Origin of the sequence: Pseudomonas sp. 2835 (assembly GCF_050435905.1) — a bacterium.
Taxonomy (GTDB): Bacteria; Pseudomonadota; Gammaproteobacteria; order Pseudomonadales; family Pseudomonadaceae; genus Aquipseudomonas.
Window position 1 is genome coordinate 105,496 of sequence record NZ_JBNDLE010000006.1, and the last position, 14,891, is coordinate 120,386.

A 14,891-nucleotide genomic window follows, 5' to 3' on the forward strand; every position below is an offset into this window, starting at 1 on the left:
GGTCAAAGCATTCCACGGGCCACGGCCCAGTACAGGCCGCGGTTGAATCCATTGCGCAGCAGGCTGCCGAGCTTGGTCGGCGGCGTCGGCAGCACGTCGTGAAGGTAGTCATAGCACAGCGGCATGCCCGCCCCCAGGCCCATCTGCGCCGCGGCCTGGACCTTGCCGTCGTACACCGCGCAGGTGCTGCCCAGGCGAATTTCGCCGGCGATGTTGTTGGCGATTACCGGTGCCTGGTTATGGCAGGCGCCGCCCGCCTTGCTGATCGGCAGGTCGACGCTGTCGCCGATCACATAAACGTGCTCCAGGCCATAGACCTGCAGGGTTTCGTGATTGGTCGGCAGCCAGCCTTCGTTGTTTGGCGCGCGTGAGGCGCCGCTGTGCAACACGGCATCCACCGCGCGGATTGGCGGCGTGGCCATGAGAATGTCGAACGGCTGCGCGTCGCCCTCTTCGGAGTAGGCAATGCGCTGTTCGGGGTCGACCTTGCTGAGGGTGAAGCCGCGCTGAAAGCGGATGTTCTTCTGCTCGAAGATACCTGGCAGGATCTCGCCGGTGGGCCGCTGCAAGAACAGGCAATTGCGCAGCAGCTGCGCGGTGCTCGGGTAGGTGTAGATGATCTCGACCTTGTCGCGTACCCCGCGCTGGCGCAGGTAGTCGTCGAGCATCAGGGTGGTTTCCACCGGGGCGATACCGCACTGGTGCGGCACGTTGGGGGTTTGCGGAAACGACACGGTGATAAAGATCCGTCCCTTCTCGATGCTTGCCAGACGCCGCGCCAGTTGCCGCGCCGGCTCGTACTGGTAGAAGTGGTCACCGGCCTGTTGCAGGCCCTCGATACGCTCCGGAGCGGGCACGCAGCCGGTGGCGATCACCAGAAAGTCATAGCCGTAGCGCTTGCCGGAGCGGGTATGCAGGGTCTGCCCGGCGAAATCGAAGTGGGTGACCTCCTGCACCTGGAAGTCGATTTCCGGGCGCAGCAATGAGCGCTGCGGGCGCTTGAGCTCGTTTTCGAAGAACTGGTTGAAGGCCACGTACATGAACGCGGGCTTGTAGTAGTGATCGGGGGAATTGGACAGCAGGGTCACCCGCACCTGCTCGCGGAGCACTTCCGGGTAGAGCTTGTTCACCAGTTGATTGGCCAGCATCGTACCGCCGACGCCGCCACCCACAATGACAATATGCCAGGCCATTGAGTCGCATCCTTGCTGTGGATCCAACCCTTATGGTTCAAGCACCGGGCACAATAAGCAAATACTCCTTGGCTATAAGTGTTAATCCGTTCGAGCAAGAACTGCAGCCATCGCCGGCAACGCCGGCTCCTACAGTGGGTTGGCATACATAGATCCTGTGGGAGCTGGCCTTGCCAGCGATGCAAGGCAGCGCCTTGCCACTCCAGGCCGTGCGTTAAAGCGCCAGGAATGCGACCATCGCCCCACCCCGCAAGGATCAGCGCAATCACCATGCACGTCGCCCGCACCACCTTGATCATCCGCCGCATCGGCGCCTGGCTGCTCGATACCCTGCTCGCCCTCGGCGCCTGGTTTGTGCTGGCCGTGCTCGGCTATGGGCGCGGCGAAGACGGCATGCTGCTGATGCAGCTGCTGTACTTCCCGGTATTTGAATACCTGATGCGCGGGCGAACCCCCGGCAAGCTGCTGCTGGGGCTGACGGTGATCAACCGCGCCGGCCAGCCACCGAACCTGTTGCAGGCACTGGTGCGCGGCATCACCCGGCCGTTCGAGGCCGCCTGCGGCCTGATCGTGATCTGGCTGTGCGCCGAATCGCGCTATTGCCAACGGCCGGGCGACTGGCTGGCGCGCACCTATGTGATCGACACCCGTGACCTCAAGCTGATGCGCCAGCCATTGAGCGAGGCTTGAGCTACAGCTCCTCGTCGGCCTCGGCAGCTTCCAACGCGCGCTTGTTGCCAAAGCCGATGGCCAGGCCAATCGCGCCGGCCAGGTACAGCCCGGCCAGGCACATGATCACCGAGGGCTCGACACCGAAGATCATCTGCGAGATACCCGCTATCACCAACACCAGCAGGCTGCCGAATACGTTGGTGTCAATGTTGTGGTGATTGAGCAGGAACGTGCCCAGCAACGCCAGGGCCACCAGGCTGAAGCAGATGGCGATGTAGGAGTAGGCCTTGAAATCCCAGATCAGAAAGACATTGATCGTCGAGGTGTAGTGGATGATGTAGCCGATCAGCGTGATGCAGCCAATGAAACCGAGGGCCACGGCGGTGCCCTTCCAGCTGCTGGTGTTGTGGTCCATGACGTTCTTCCTTGAATGGGCAAAAAGCGCCGGCAACTTTACCACCAATCTGCGGCAATGCCCCGCACGCTGTAGCACATCAACGAACTGGCGCTGATTTTCTGCCAGACTTGCAGCCTTCAGGCATCAGGATGACTGCATGAACCACGATCTGCTCTGGGTACTCGGCCTGCTGTTCAGCGCCGTGGCCCTGTTCATCGCCAATCGGCCACGCATGGACGTGGTCGCCCTGCTGGTGATCGTCGCCCTGCCGCTGCTGGGCATCATCAGCGTGCAGGAAGCCCTGGCCGGGTTCAGCGACCCCAACGTGGTGCTGATCGCCGCCCTGTTCGTGATCGGCGAAGGCCTGGTGCGCACCGGCATCGCCTACCGCATCGGCGAGTGGATGGCCGACCGCGCCGGCAACAGCGAAGCGCGGCTGATCGTCTTGCTGATGGTCTGCGTTGCAGGCCTGGGCTCGGTGATGAGCTCCACCGGGGTGGTAGCGATCTTCATTCCGGTAGTGTTGAGCATTGCCGCGCGCATGCAGGTCTCACCCAGCCGGCTGATGATGCCGCTGGCCTTTGCCGGCTTGATCAGCGGCATGCTCAGCCTGGTGGCAACGCCGCCCAACGTGGTGGTGCACAGTGAGCTGGTGCGCCACGGCGAAAGCGGTTTCAGCTTCTTCAGCTTTACCCCGTTCGGCCTGGTGGTGCTGTTGCTCGGGGTTGGCTACATGCTCCTGACCCGCCACTGGCTGGGCGGTGAAGTGCGCAAGGACGGCAGCGCGCAAACCCGCCGCACCCTGCTCGACCTGATCATCGACTACAAGCTCGCCGGCCGCGAACGGCGCCTGCGCGTGCGCCCCGGCTCGCCCTTGATCGGCCACAGCCTGAGCGAACTGAAACTGCGCACCGAACACGGCGCCAGCGTGGTCGGCATCGAGCGCCAGCACAAGTTCACCACCCGCGTGCTCAGCCCCGATTCGAGCACCACGGTGCACGAAGGCGACGTGCTGCTGCTTGACCTGTTCGCGCCCAAGGACGATTTGCGCAGCCTGTGCCAGAGCATGCAACTGGAGCCGCTGCACTTCAAGGCCGCCTACTTCATCGACCAGTCCCAGGAAGTGGGCATGGCCGAAGTGGCGGTGCCGCCGGGCTCGCAATTGATCGGCAAGAGCCTGCTGGAGCTGACCTTTCGCAGCCGCTGGGGCCTCAACGTGGTGGGCCTGCGCCGCGACCAGAACGCCATCGAAGAACAGCTGGTAGAAGAAAAACTCAAGCTCGGCGACACCCTGCTGGTGATCGGCACCTGGAAAGCCATTCGCCAGTTGCAGACCCAGCCGCGGGACTTCCTGGTACTGAGCCTGCCGGCGGAAATCGACAATGTCGCCCCGGCCGGCAACCGCGCGCCCTATGCGCTGATCAGCCTGGCGGTGATGGTCGGGCTGATGGTCAGCGGCGTGGTGCCCAATGTGATTGCCGCGCTGATTGGCTGCCTGCTGATGGGCGCCGGGCGCTGCATCGACATGAACAGCGCCTACCGCGCCATACACTGGCAGAGCCTGGTGTTGATCGTCGGCATGCTGCCGTTCGCCCTGGCCCTGCAGAAAACCGGCGGCATCGCCCTGGCCGTACATGGCCTGGTGCAGATGCTCGGCAGCGCCGGGCCCTATGTGATCCTCGCCAGCCTGTTCGCCATCACCGCGATCATCGGTCTGTTCATCTCCAACACCGCCACCGCGGTGCTGATGGCGCCGGTGGCGGTGACCACCGCCGAGCAACTGGGCGCCTCGCCCTACCCCTTCGCGATGATCGTCGCCCTGGCCGCCTCGGCGGCGTTCATGACCCCGGTGTCATCGCCGGTCAACACCCTGGTGCTCGGCCCCGGCCAGTATCGCTTCGGCGATTTCGTCAAGGTCGGGGTACCGTTCACCCTGCTGGTGATGGTGGTCAGCGTGATCATGGTGCCTTGGCTGTTTGCCCTGTGACGGCGCCGCGTTTTTGCCCCTGGAGGGTTTCGGCGGCTTCGCGCCAGTCCCGCGCCCAGGTATCGAGGACCACCTTGAGATTGTCGGCGGTCATCACCTGATCGTCGTTCTCCAGCGGCAAGCCGCTGCCCTTGCGCACCACTTCGGCGACCACCGCACGGCTGCCACCATCGAGGAACGCCGCTTCGGTGGCGATCACGCTGTCCAGGTCGCGGATACCGACGGCGCTGCTGACCCCGGCCGCGACCAGGGTCACCGGCAGGTATTCATAGTAGTGCAGCGCCTGGGTATGCGCGCCTACCGAGGTGATCGCCGGGCGGATGATCAAGGTGTGCGGACCGGGTTCCGAGACCAGATTCAGGACCTTGCCCAGCTCGCGCTTGAGCGCCGCGTCGTAATAGCCGGTGACCGCCGTCAGGGTGGTCGCGGGGATGCGTTGGCTGGCTTCAGGCTTGGGGTAGAACTGGCTCGGTGCAATGTACACCTGGCTGTAGCGCTCCATCCGCAGCTTGGGGCTGACCCAGCGCAGCACGGTATCACCGGCAGCGGTCTTGTGTTCGCTCAGCTGGTCATAGTGACGCAGAAAGCCCGAATACTCCTTGGGGCTGACCTTGTTCTGGCTGCAACCGGCCAGCAGCAGCGAAGCACTCAACAACGGCACGATCAATTGCCTGCGCATGTTCAACCTCCAAAACCGTCGTTGGCCGGGCTTGGGGTGCTGGTGGAGCGGTCCACGTGCAGCTCGCCCTGGCTCATGATCCAGTGCACCAGTTCAACCAGGGGGATCTTGTAGCTGTACTCCATCCACTGGTTGCTGGTCGGGCTGTAGCGCTCGAAGTAGTGGCTGAGGACCATGTGCCTGCCATCGCTGGACAAGCCCAGGCGCGAGTCCTGGTAGCTGAGCAGCGCGTTGCGCCACATGTCCTGGGTGCGCAGGTCGAGGGTCAGCGACTGGCTGCTGTCGAAGCCGTGGGTCGGGTGTGTAGCCGGCATGGAAAACTCCCTTGAGTGAACTGGCCACAGCGTGCCCCAGGGCTTTTGCTGGCTGATGTCTGCTTTGTGTCGCCATTGCAGGATTGTTGCGAGATTGAAATAAATGACCGGCAGCGCAGAATGGTTTTAGATACGCACTTTTCACGGCCCGTGGAACACAACGTGAGCAGACTGCTGATCGTCGATGACGACCTGGAAATTTGTGCCCTGCTGAAGAAGTTCTTTGTTCGCCACGGCTATGACGTCGACCTGGCCGGCAATGGCGAGGCCATGTGGGCGGCCATCGAACAGCAGCGCCCGGACATCATCATCCTCGACCTGATGCTGCCCGGCGAAGGCGGCCTGAGCCTGTGCCAGAAGCTGCGCGCCAACACCGGCATCCCGATCATCATGCTCACTGCCATGGATGAACTGAGCGACCGTATCGTCGGCCTTGAACTGGGCGCCGACGACTACCTGGGCAAGCCCTTCGACGCCCGCGAACTGCTCGCCCGCCTGCGCGCGGTACAGCGCCGGGCCGGTGAGCAGTTGCGGCCGACTCAGGAAGAAACCCGCCCGCTGATCCACTTCGACCACTGGCAACTGGACGTTACCCGGCGTGAACTGCGCACCCCCGAAGGGGTGATGGTGCCGCTGTCGGCTGGCGAATTCGACCTGTTGCTGGTGTTCCTCGAACACCCGCAGCGCATCCTCACCCGCGAGCAGTTGATCGACCTCGCCCGTGGCCAGGGCCACGAGGCCTTCGACCGCAGCATCGACGTGCAGGTCAGCCGCCTGCGGCGCAAGATCGAGCCGGACAGCAAGCGCCCGGAGCTGATCCGCACCGTGCGCAATGGCGGCTACCTGTTCAGTGCCAAGGTCAGCCGCTCATGATCCGCCTCGACCTGCGCCGCGACAGCATCAGCCGGCGCATCGCCCTGACCATCATCGCGGCGATGCTGACCTCGGTGGCGCTCAATGTGCTGTTCGTCCAGCTGGCCGGGGTCTGGGCGCGCCCGCCGCTGACCCAGACCGGCCTGCTCGAACAGATCGCCGTCACCACCCGCACCCTCGAAGCCGCGCCACCCGAACTGCGCCCGACACTGGCCAGTGCCGCCAGCAACCCGTTGCTCGAGGTGCAATGGAGCCGCCAGCGCGCGGACCTGCAACTGCCCGGGCCGGGGGCACGGATTACCCTGGAAGAGGCGCCGCCGCTGCAGCGCCTGCTGGCCGACAGCCCGCGCCAGCTGGAGGGCTTCCAGCCCGGCGACTGGCCGGCGGACAGCGCCGACGCCCATTACAAACTGGTCATGCAGATCAGCGACGGCAGCTGGCTGGCGTTCACCCCGCCGTACCGCAGCTGGGGCCTGAGCACGGCCATGCGCTTTACCATCATCGGCGTGCTGGCCCTGGTTGCCGCGCTGCTGGTGGCCTGGGTCGGCACCCGTCAGCTGGCCGGCCCGCTGCAGCGCTTCGCCCGTGCGGCGCGGCGCTTTGGCAGTGACTTTCGCGCGCCACCCATCGCCCTTGAAGGCCCGCACGAATGGCGCCAGGCGATTACTGCCTTCAACACCATGCAGGCGCAGATCCAGCACTTCGTCGCCGAACGCACGCAGATGCTCGCCGCCATCTCCCACGATTTGCGCGCGCCCCTGACGCGCATGCGCCTGCGCGGCGAGTTCATCGACGACCCGGAGCAACAGCGCAAGCTGTTCCGCGATGTCGATGAAATGCAGAGCATGATTACCGCCGCGCTGGGGTTCTTCCGTGACGAAACCCGCCTGGAAGAAACCACCCCGTTCGACCTTGCCGAGCTGCTGCAAACCCTGGTCGACGACTACCGCGACCAGCAGATCGAGGTTGCCTTCCAAGGCCCGTCCAACCTGGTGTTCCATGGTCGGCCGCTGGGTTTGAAGCGCGCCGTGACCAATCTGGTGGAAAATGCCCTGAAGTACGCCCGTGAGCCCGAAGTGCAGTTGAGCAGCGGCGCCCACGCTGTCGTCATCGAAATCCGCGACCGTGGCCCGGGCATTGCCGAAGCCTCGCTGGAACAGGTGTTCATGCCGTTCTTTCGCCTGGAATCCTCGCGCAACCGCGATACCGGTGGGGTTGGCCTGGGGCTGTCGTCGGCGCGTTCGGTGGTGCGTGAGCAAGGCGGCGAACTGCTGCTGAGCAACCGCCAGGGCGGCGGCCTGGTGGCGCGTATCGAGTTGCCACGATGAATAGATGGCGCCTGCCCCGGCCGCAATGGCATCACCTGGCCCTGGTCTTGTACCTGCTGAGCCTGATACTCCCGGCAGTGCACAGCGAGGAGCACAACTGGCTGCGCGAGGAGTACAGCCACACCATCAGTTCAGGTTTCATTGCTTCCATTATCGGCATGCCGGTGATGCTGTTCGGCTACTTCGCCTGGCTGGCGAACCCGTTGTTCCTGGCTGCGTACCGGGCCCGCAGTGGCAGACGCCGGCTGATCTATGCCCTGCTGGCCTTGCTGGCCGGGTTGTCGGTGCAATGGCAATTGGTGAGTGTGTATGACGAGGACGGAAAGTTCACCGTTACCGAATACACCTATGGGTATTACCTGTGGTTGCTGTCCTTTGTATGGTTGGGCCTGTGTGGCGCCAGGCGATCTGGCGCCAGGTGATGTGCTGACCGCACTCGCCTCATCGCCGGCAAGGCCGGCTCCCACAATAGACCTGCATGCACCGGACCTGTAGGAGCTGGCCTTGCCAGCGATCGAGCGCGAAGCGGTCGCAATCCAGGCGCTAGCTGATGTGCTGACTGCACCGGCCTCATCGCCGGCAAGGCCGGCTCCCACAAAAGACCTGCATGCGCCGGCCCTGTAGGAGCTGGCCTTGCCAGCGATCGAGCGCGAAGCGGTCGCAAACCAGACACCACCTTATGTGCCGCCTGCACCGGCCTCATCGCTGGCAAGCCAGCTCCCACAATAGACCTGCATGCACCGAACCTGTAGGAGCTGGCCTTGCCAGCGATCGAGCGCGAAGCGGTCGCAATCCAGGCGCTAGCTGATGTGCTGACTTCACCGGCCTCATCGCTGGCAAGCCAGCTCCCACAGTGGAGCTTTGTCCGCTGGACCAGTGGCTGCCAAGACAGAGGCAGGTTGCCCGTCTCAGCGCTGCAGCGACTCCAGGGTCAGGCCGGCCAGGTACACCACCTTCGGGTCTGGGTCATCGAGACACTGGCGCAGTGCAACCAGCACCGGTGCCAGTTTGCGTTTGCCCAGCCGGCGGTTGTCGAGCACACAGGCGGCATGGCGGCGAATGGCAACATGCGCGGATGCCAGGCCGCGCAAGGCTTCCTCGATATCGCTGTTGCTGATGGCGCAGTAGCTGGAACCCGGCTTGATCACCTCCCCGGCGTCCGCTGCGCACTGCGGATAGCGCTGCAGCAGGGTTTCCAGCGGCCGGTAATCAAGCACCGGCGCCTGCGCGCCCTGATCCCGAAAGGCCCGAAGGTTGGCGCAGCAACCCGCCACCGAAAAGCTCGCCAGCTCTGCGTCAGCAGCCTGCGCCAGCAACCACTCGAAATCACCCAGGTAACCCAGCGCGTTGGCGCTCCACCTGCGCGTGCTCGGCTCTGTGCCGCTGGCCACTTGCAAGCGCAGCGCCGCGATTGCCGCCGGGTCGGCGACCCCGGCTAGGCCCAGGAGCATCGCCGCCCGCCAGCGCTCCGGGCCCTTGTGCAGCATCTGCACCAGCGCCGCCGTGTCACTGGCACCCCGGGCAATCAGCCAGCGGCAGGCCTCTTCAGCGTCAATCGGCTGTGGACGGACAAGGCAGCGCAGGTAGTAACTCACCTGCTCTTGCTCTGCCAGCGCGGCAACCCGACGTCGCTCCTGGCCGGTGGCGTCCTGTTCGGGGAAGTGCAGCAGAAACTGGCGCGGCGTCAGGCTTTTGGCCGCAAGCTGCGGCCCACCGCATTCATCATGGAAGAACACGATAAAGTCCTTTGCCAGCCGTGGGTCTTTAGCGTAAATACGGTTCAGCGCCTTGGCAGCGCGCGCCACGGTCTGCACAAACCGCTGCTCGGCCGCCGTCCAGGCCCCCGGCCCGGCGCGATTGGCATAGGCCTGCAACGGCGCTTCAAGGGCACTCAGGATGGGGTTGGCGTAATCGTCCAGCATCCAGTCCCAGCGCCAGTCCGCCGGGTTCCACTGCACGCCCCAGAAGCCTTCCTGCTTGCGCCGCGGATGATCCTCATCCAGCGCCGCCAGGCTGTTGGCGGCAAACGACGGCAGGTCGATGACCCGCTCCTCTTCGCGGTAGCTGGCATGAAAGGCGGCGCCATACAGCGGCCCGACACCTTCAGCGAGCAGCGCCTCGAGGGTTGCCCGGGCCGACTCGACCAGGCTGGTTTCCAGGGTTTTCCAGTCCATGCGTCAGCGCACCACCCGCCGCGGGCGTTCCGGGCGCAGAAAATAGCCCATGAAAAACGCGATCATCACCAGCATCGCCCCCAGGTCGGTATTGCCGCCAGGCCCGACAAACTGGAACAGCCCGGTGCCCATGACAATCCCGGAGGTGACGCACAGGACAAACCACACAGTTTTTTTGAGAAACTTCACGATCGATCGACATCCCTGCCAGAAAAAACAAAAGCCCGACCGAGGTCAGGCTTGAAGGCGGCCAACTTGGCCCAGACGCGGGCGCCTGTCAACTGCGCAGTTGCTAACCGCCATCGGTATCAATGTCGGCATCCTTGCGCGGTTTGTCTTCGGGCTTGGACTTGAAGTCCGGGCTGTAGTCGTTGTCCCGGGCGGTCTGGTCGGGCCGGGGCTCGTTGGGCGCCTTGGCCGGCCCGGTGGGGTCGACCTGCGGATCATCGAGGTCCGGCGAGTCAGGATCGAAGCCCAGGTCATCGGGTTTAGTGGCGTGTTCAGACGAATGCGGGCCGCTGTCGCTGTGCTTGTTCATGAAGTCCTCCTGATCGCGCCTCCAGAAACCAGAGGCATGCTATTGAGAGGCCGGCGCGAACCAATCGTGCGATCGGATTTGATCAGCGGGCTGCATCAGCGCGGGAAGGTCACGGTAAAGGTGGTGCCCTCCTTCTTCGATGAGCTGACCACCACCTCGCCACCGTGGGCGCGGACGATCTCGCGCACGATAAACAAGCCAAGGCCTACGCTGCGCAGCTCGGCGTTATCGTGGCTGCCGCGGATCATCGGCTCGAACAGGTTATCGAGCAACTCCGGGGGGATCGGCGTGCCACGGTTGTGCACCGCCAGCACTACCTGCTCGCTCTCGAACCGCGAACTGACACTGACCTCGCTGCCCGGCGCGCCGTAGGCCATGGCGTTGGCCACCAGGTTACCAACCAGCTGGTAGAGCCGGTCGCTGTCGGCAACGAACTCGCCGTCACCAGCCGCCTGATGAACCAGCCGGTGGCTGGGGAACACCAGCCGCAACTCCTCAAGGCATTGGCCAATCAGCTCGTGCAGGCGCACCGGCTGCACACTCACGGCGATACCGCGACCAACCTGCACCAGGGTGAAATCAAGCAAATCGGCCACCAGGCGCTGTGCGCGGTCGGCCGAGTGGGTGATGTGACCCAGTACCTGGGTCTGCTTGGCATCGAGCAGGCCACGCCCGAGCAGGTCGGCGGCCATCTTGATCGCCGCCAAGGGGTTGCGCAGGTCGTGGCTGACAATGCCGACCATCTGCTCGGCAAACAGCGCACGGTTCTCGGTGGCGGCATGAATGACCCGCAACTTGCCCTGGGCGATGTCCAGGGCACGGCGGATTTTAAGGTGTTTGGCCAGGTGCTGCTCGGCGAGCATCCGCGCGTTGAGCAACGCCCGCTCGTAGCGCGGCCGGCCTTCGGCCTTGAACAGCGCCAGTTCATGGAAAACGCCACTGTCGTGCTCGCAACTGATGGCGCTGAGCATCATCGGCAAGGTGTAGCCATCATGGTGCAGCAGGTCGAATTTGACATCGACCACAGAGCCCTGGATTTGCAGCAGCGGCAGCCAGTAGGCCTGGTGGAAAGTGCGCGCATCCAGGCTCATCAGGCTCTGGATCGGGCGGCCCAGCAGTTCGTCGCGGCGATAGCCGATCCAGCGACAGAAGGTCAGGTTGACCCGCTCGATCTCGCCATTTTCGGCGGTCAGCAGCAAACCGCAATCAGCATCGTCGAAGAGGATCTGCGACGCGGGAAGCGGCTCGTTCTCTGCAGGCATGGCGGCACCGACCCGGGGCGGGATGTGGTAGTCAAGACGGGCAAATCGAAAAAATTATAGACCCTGCCCGGCCTTAACGACGGCTTAACCGGACAGGATTTATCCTCCAATTCCTCCCTTCAGAACGTTTGGCCCACTTCGGTGGGCCTTTTTTGTTGCGGCAAATTACAAGGCGCAGGCGGAAACAAAATCCCGGAAACACAGTCTGAGTTTGTACCTTCCCTACCGCTCTGCGGATCAAGGACCCTCAGTGCTGAAACAGCTGACGCAAATCGCGGTGATCTCCAGTGTACTGGCTGCCTCCGGCTGCTATTACCACGATTATGACCGTGACGATTACCGCCGTGGCGACCGTGACCATCGTTACTCCCGCGATTGGGACGACCGCGACGATCACGATCATCGCAAGTACAACAAGCGCTACCGCGATGACGACCGCTACCGCAACTACGACCATGACCGCCGTCGCGACCGTGACGACGATGATGACTGATCGGCCCCGCTGTTCCTATAACTCCCGTCTTTCCCGAGGCTAACAACATGCGTATCTCATTACCTGCATTGACGCTGGGTCTCCTGCTCTCCCAGGGCGCCATGGCCGCCGGGGACGGTACTGCCGCCATTGGTGGTGGCCTGGGCGGGGCGCTGGGTAACGTGGTCGGCCAGCAGATCGGCGGCAGCACCGGCGCGGCCATTGGCGCAGGCGTCGGTGGCGCCGCCGGTAGCGCCGTTGGCGCCCGCAAGGGCAACCGCACCGAAGCTGCGATTGGCGGCGGCCTGGGTTCGGCCGGTGGCTCGGTGATCGGCAACCAGGTGGGCGGGCGCACCGGCTCGACCATCGGCGCCGGCCTCGGTGGCGCGGCCGGTGGCGCCCTGGGCAACAACATCGCCGACGATAACCGTCACGATTCCGGTGGGCATAAACACAAGCACAAGCGTAAGCACAAACACCGCTGACTGAAAAAGCCGACCGCTGTGCGGTCGATCGCTGGCAAGGCCAGCTCCCACAGAGACTGCATTCCACCCACCTCTGCGGGAGCCGGCGCAGACGGCAAAATCAATTCACCCCAACAACGCCCGAGGCCACCCGAGAATCTGCTTCTGCCGGGGGGTGGCGTAGGTGCGCACCTTCGAGGTACTCAGCTTCAAGCGCACCAGCGACTCCGCCAGCGCCACCGCCGCCGTCACCCCGTCGACCACCGGCACGCCGGTACGCGCCTGGATCCGCTCCTCCAGGCCGACCATGCCGCCACACCCCAGGCAAATCACCTCGGCCTTGTCGACCAGCACCGCCTCCTCGGCCTCTCGCACCACCGACTCGATGGCCCGCTGGGGGTCTTCTTCGAGTTCCAGCACCGCCAGGCCACTGGCGCGCACCGAGGCACAGCGGCTGTCCAGCCCGGCCAGCTTCAGGCGGTCTTCGATCAGCGGCACGGTACGGTCCAGGGTGGTCACCACCGAATAACGATGGCCCAGCAGCATCGCCACACTGGCCGCCGCCTCGGTGATGTCTACCACCGGCACATTGAGCAGCTCCTGCAGCCCTTCTCGCCCGTGCTCGCCATACCCGGCCTGGATCACCGCATCGAACGGCTGGTCATAGCTGAGCACCCGCTCCATCACCGCCACTGCCGCCAGGTAACTCTCGAAATTGCCCTCTACCGATTCAGCGCCAAAGCGCGGGGTCAGGCCGATGATCTCGGTGCCCGGCGAAGCCACGCTGCGCGCCTGGCGGGCGATGGCGTCGGTGATCGACTGCGTGGTGTTGACGTTTACGACCAAAATTCTCATTGCGGTATTCCTTGTGCAGAACTCAGTGCTGGGCGCTGTCGACGGCAAAGTGCTCGCCGGAACAGTCCACGTAGTGTTTGTTGCGATCAGAGATCAGGTAGTACACGCCGCCGGCAATGGCGGCGCCGAAGAACCAGGAGAACGGCGTCAGGGCGCTGAAGGCCGGTACCAGCGACAGCACCACGGCAGCAATGGCCGAGGGCACCAGGGCGGCCACCGCCTTGTAATTGACCCCGCGGGTGTAGTGGTAGGTGCCGCTGGCCGCTTCGCTGTAGAGGTCGGGCACATGCACCTGGGCTTTGCGGATCAGCCAGTAGTCGACCATGATGATCCCGTACAGCGGCCCCAGCAGCGCGCCCAGGCCAGACAGGAAGTAGACGATCACCAACGGGCTGTTGTAGAGGTTCCAGGGCAGGATCAACACCGCCAGAGTGGCGCTGATCAATCCCGCGCGGCGAAAGTTCAGGCGGCTCGGCGCCAGGCTCGAAAGCACGAACGCCGGGGCGACGAAGTTGGCCATGATGTTCACCGCCACGGTGACGATCAGAAACGCCAGGCAGCCGAGCACCAGGAAGGTCTTGTCGGGGATCGCGGCAACGATCTGGGTCGGGCTGTCGATCACCCGGCCATCGATGCTGAACTGCGCCCCGGCGAGCACGAAGCTGATCACCGCGAACACCAGGATGTTCACCGGCAGGCCCCAGAAATTGCCGACGCGAATGGTCTTGCGGCACGGCGCCGAGCGGGCGAAGTCGCAGAAGTTGAGGATCAGCGTGCCGTAGATCGCCAGCCACAGCGCTCCGCCGGCAAACACCTGGGTCCACATCGTCCAGCCGGTCAGCGGCTCGCCGACCGACCAGGCCAGGTTGCCGTCGACCCGCAGGTACATCCACACCGCCAGGATCAGCACGGTGGAGAGAATCACCGGCCCGGCAAAGGACTCGTACTTGCGCACCATCTCCATGCCGAAGGTGAGGATCACCAGTTGCACCAGCCAGATGGCGATAAAACTCGCCCAGCCAAGGCTCGACAGGCCGAGGATCGCGTCCTGATCAAAGCGTGCGAGGTCCGGCGACACTGCCACCAGCAGCACCCGCAGCACCACCGAGGCCAGGTAGGTCTGGATACCGAACCAGGCGATGGCGATCACCGCGCGGATGATCGCCGGCAACTGCGCGCCATAAATGCCGAAACTCATGCGGCTGATCACCGGGAACGGCACCCCGGTCTTCTGCCCCATGTAGCCCGAGAGGTTCATGAAAAAGTACACCAGCACCGCGCCAATGCTCAGCGCCGCGAGCATCTGCCAGCCGGACAAACCAAGCGCGAACAGGCCCATGGCGAAGGAATAGTTGGCGATGTTGTGCACATCGTTGGTCCACAAGGCAAAGATGCTGTAGCCGCCCCAGCGCCGGCCTTCAGCCTTGGTCGGCGCCAGGTCGGCGTTGTGCAGCCGGGGGCTCAGGGCCCCTGGCTCGAGCGGCGCGGCCTGCGGCGGCAGGTAGGCGGTTTGCAGCGGGTTGGAAGTATCCAATTGCATGTTCCCCGGGCTCCTTCTACAGCACCTGAGTACAGGTTCTGCAGCGAATTATTGTTGGATTTGAAGAGTGGGACCGCAGTGTTGGCGCTGCCCTGCGCCGATGCATACAAAGATTGCATACAATTTTTGTCTAACGATTTTCG

The 14,891-nt window shown here is 64.0% G+C and carries 17 protein-coding genes; 7 read left to right on the forward strand and 10 right to left on the reverse strand.

The annotated features are described in order from the left end of the window. Positions 1–2: 2 nt before the first annotated feature. Complete coding sequence (locus ABIE20_RS10650; protein WP_429505012.1) at positions 3–1,193, reverse strand: NAD(P)/FAD-dependent oxidoreductase; 1,191 nt, start codon at positions 1,191–1,193, stop codon at positions 3–5. A gap of 270 nt (positions 1,194–1,463) precedes the next feature. Between ABIE20_RS10650 and ABIE20_RS10655 the strand changes: the two genes are divergently transcribed. Continuing rightward, entirely contained in the window at positions 1,464–1,883 is a 420-nt protein-coding gene (locus tag ABIE20_RS10655; protein WP_429505013.1) for an RDD family protein, read from the forward strand. Position 1,884: 1 nt separating this feature from the next. Here ABIE20_RS10655 and ABIE20_RS10660 read toward each other — a convergent pair whose 3' ends face one another. After that, positions 1,885–2,280: a hypothetical protein gene (locus tag ABIE20_RS10660; RefSeq protein WP_429505015.1), complete on the reverse strand. Its 396-nt coding sequence runs from the start codon at positions 2,278–2,280 to the stop codon at positions 1,885–1,887. 139 nt (positions 2,281–2,419) lie between these two features. On the opposite strand from ABIE20_RS10660, the gene ABIE20_RS10665 reads away from it, so the two are divergent. Beyond that, the gene (locus tag ABIE20_RS10665; RefSeq protein WP_429505017.1) at positions 2,420–4,249 is read left to right on the forward strand and encodes an SLC13 family permease; all 1,830 of its coding nucleotides are present in this window, start codon (positions 2,420–2,422) and stop codon (positions 4,247–4,249) included. Here the strand turns inward: ABIE20_RS10665 and ABIE20_RS10670 are convergent. Both ABIE20_RS10670 and ABIE20_RS10675 read right to left on the reverse strand, forming a co-directional pair. After that, positions 4,221–4,928, reverse strand: a complete 708-nt coding sequence (locus ABIE20_RS10670; protein WP_429505019.1) for a DUF3313 domain-containing protein — start codon at positions 4,926–4,928, stop codon at positions 4,221–4,223. The two genes, ABIE20_RS10665 and ABIE20_RS10670, sit on opposite strands and share 29 nt — an antisense overlap. Positions 4,929–4,930: 2 nt before the next feature. Beyond that, entirely contained in the window at positions 4,931–5,242 is a 312-nt protein-coding gene (locus ABIE20_RS10675; protein ID WP_429505020.1) for a hypothetical protein, read from the reverse strand. A 120-nt stretch (positions 5,243–5,362) separates the two neighbouring features. Here ABIE20_RS10675 and ABIE20_RS10680 point away from each other — a divergent pair, with 120 nt between their 5' ends. From ABIE20_RS10680 to ABIE20_RS10690, 3 genes are read left to right on the forward strand one after another with little or no spacing between them, the layout of a single operon-like run. Then, positions 5,363–6,115 carry a response regulator gene (locus ABIE20_RS10680; protein ID WP_429505022.1) on the forward strand — a complete coding sequence of 251 codons (753 nt, stop codon included), beginning with the start codon at positions 5,363–5,365 and terminating at the stop codon, positions 6,113–6,115. Continuing rightward, positions 6,112–7,443: an ATP-binding protein gene (locus tag ABIE20_RS10685; protein WP_429505023.1), complete on the forward strand. Its 1,332-nt coding sequence runs from the start codon at positions 6,112–6,114 to the stop codon at positions 7,441–7,443. The genes ABIE20_RS10680 and ABIE20_RS10685 overlap by 4 nt, the downstream gene beginning before the upstream one ends. Further along, the gene (locus tag ABIE20_RS10690; RefSeq protein WP_429505025.1) at positions 7,440–7,865 is read left to right on the forward strand and encodes a hypothetical protein; all 426 of its coding nucleotides are present in this window, start codon (positions 7,440–7,442) and stop codon (positions 7,863–7,865) included. The genes ABIE20_RS10685 and ABIE20_RS10690 overlap by 4 nt, the downstream gene beginning before the upstream one ends. A gap of 486 nt (positions 7,866–8,351) precedes the next feature. On the opposite strand, the gene ABIE20_RS10695 is transcribed toward ABIE20_RS10690, so the two are convergent. The 4 genes from ABIE20_RS10695 to ABIE20_RS10710 all read right to left on the reverse strand — a co-directional run bounded on the left by ABIE20_RS10695 (position 8,352) and on the right by ABIE20_RS10710 (position 11,417). Beyond that, positions 8,352–9,617: a hypothetical protein gene (locus tag ABIE20_RS10695; protein WP_429505027.1), complete on the reverse strand. Its 1,266-nt coding sequence runs from the start codon at positions 9,615–9,617 to the stop codon at positions 8,352–8,354. Between the two features lie 3 nt (positions 9,618–9,620). After that, positions 9,621–9,806 (reverse strand): hypothetical protein, encoded by a 186-nt coding sequence (locus ABIE20_RS10700; protein ID WP_429505029.1) that lies wholly within the window; start codon positions 9,804–9,806, stop codon positions 9,621–9,623. A 103-nt stretch (positions 9,807–9,909) separates the two neighbouring features. Further along, on the reverse strand, positions 9,910–10,155 hold the full coding sequence (locus tag ABIE20_RS10705; RefSeq protein WP_429505031.1) for a DUF6021 family protein: 246 nt from the start codon (positions 10,153–10,155) through the stop codon (positions 9,910–9,912). Positions 10,156–10,250: 95 nt separating this feature from the next. Then, a complete protein-coding gene (locus ABIE20_RS10710; RefSeq protein ID WP_429505033.1) occupies positions 10,251–11,417 on the reverse strand; it encodes a PAS domain-containing sensor histidine kinase in 1,167 nt (388 codons plus the stop codon). 250 nt (positions 11,418–11,667) lie between these two features. On the opposite strand from ABIE20_RS10710, the gene ABIE20_RS10715 reads away from it, so the two are divergent. Further along, entirely contained in the window at positions 11,668–11,910 is a 243-nt protein-coding gene (locus ABIE20_RS10715) for a hypothetical protein (RefSeq protein WP_429505035.1), read from the forward strand. 47 nt (positions 11,911–11,957) lie between these two features. Then, positions 11,958–12,374, forward strand: a complete 417-nt coding sequence (locus ABIE20_RS10720) for a glycine zipper domain-containing protein (RefSeq protein ID WP_429505037.1) — start codon at positions 11,958–11,960, stop codon at positions 12,372–12,374. Between the two features lie 105 nt (positions 12,375–12,479). On the opposite strand, the gene ABIE20_RS10725 is transcribed toward ABIE20_RS10720, so the two are convergent. Beyond that, the gene (locus ABIE20_RS10725; RefSeq protein WP_429505039.1) at positions 12,480–13,208 is read right to left on the reverse strand and encodes an aspartate/glutamate racemase family protein; all 729 of its coding nucleotides are present in this window, start codon (positions 13,206–13,208) and stop codon (positions 12,480–12,482) included. Between the two features lie 22 nt (positions 13,209–13,230). Continuing rightward, entirely contained in the window at positions 13,231–14,748 is a 1,518-nt protein-coding gene (locus tag ABIE20_RS10730) for an NCS1 family nucleobase:cation symporter-1 (protein ID WP_429505041.1), read from the reverse strand. Positions 14,749–14,891 lie beyond the last annotated feature (143 nt).

Bases quoted from the DNA above. Each gene is read 5' to 3' on its own strand.
- ABIE20_RS10650 (WP_429505012.1), bottom strand. From the start codon at position 1,193: ATGGCCTGGCATATTGTCATTGTGGGTGGCGGCGTCGGCGGTACGATG.
- ABIE20_RS10655 (WP_429505013.1), top strand. From the start codon at position 1,464: ATGCACGTCGCCCGCACCACCTTGATCATCCGCCGCATCGGCGCCTGG.
- ABIE20_RS10660 (WP_429505015.1), bottom strand. From the start codon at position 2,280: ATGGACCACAACACCAGCAGCTGGAAGGGCACCGCCGTGGCCCTCGGT.
- ABIE20_RS10665 (WP_429505017.1), top strand. From the start codon at position 2,420: ATGAACCACGATCTGCTCTGGGTACTCGGCCTGCTGTTCAGCGCCGTG.
- ABIE20_RS10670 (WP_429505019.1), bottom strand. From the start codon at position 4,928: ATGCGCAGGCAATTGATCGTGCCGTTGTTGAGTGCTTCGCTGCTGCTG.
- ABIE20_RS10675 (WP_429505020.1), bottom strand. From the start codon at position 5,242: ATGCCGGCTACACACCCGACCCACGGCTTCGACAGCAGCCAGTCGCTG.
- ABIE20_RS10680 (WP_429505022.1), top strand. From the start codon at position 5,363: ATGGTTTTAGATACGCACTTTTCACGGCCCGTGGAACACAACGTGAGC.
- ABIE20_RS10685 (WP_429505023.1), top strand. From the start codon at position 6,112: ATGATCCGCCTCGACCTGCGCCGCGACAGCATCAGCCGGCGCATCGCC.
- ABIE20_RS10690 (WP_429505025.1), top strand. From the start codon at position 7,440: ATGAATAGATGGCGCCTGCCCCGGCCGCAATGGCATCACCTGGCCCTG.
- ABIE20_RS10695 (WP_429505027.1), bottom strand. From the start codon at position 9,617: ATGGACTGGAAAACCCTGGAAACCAGCCTGGTCGAGTCGGCCCGGGCA.
- ABIE20_RS10705 (WP_429505031.1), bottom strand. From the start codon at position 10,155: ATGAACAAGCACAGCGACAGCGGCCCGCATTCGTCTGAACACGCCACT.
- ABIE20_RS10710 (WP_429505033.1), bottom strand. From the start codon at position 11,417: ATGCCTGCAGAGAACGAGCCGCTTCCCGCGTCGCAGATCCTCTTCGAC.
- ABIE20_RS10720 (WP_429505037.1), top strand. From the start codon at position 11,958: ATGCGTATCTCATTACCTGCATTGACGCTGGGTCTCCTGCTCTCCCAG.
- ABIE20_RS10725 (WP_429505039.1), bottom strand. From the start codon at position 13,208: ATGAGAATTTTGGTCGTAAACGTCAACACCACGCAGTCGATCACCGAC.
- ABIE20_RS10730 (WP_429505041.1), bottom strand. From the start codon at position 14,748: ATGCAATTGGATACTTCCAACCCGCTGCAAACCGCCTACCTGCCGCCG.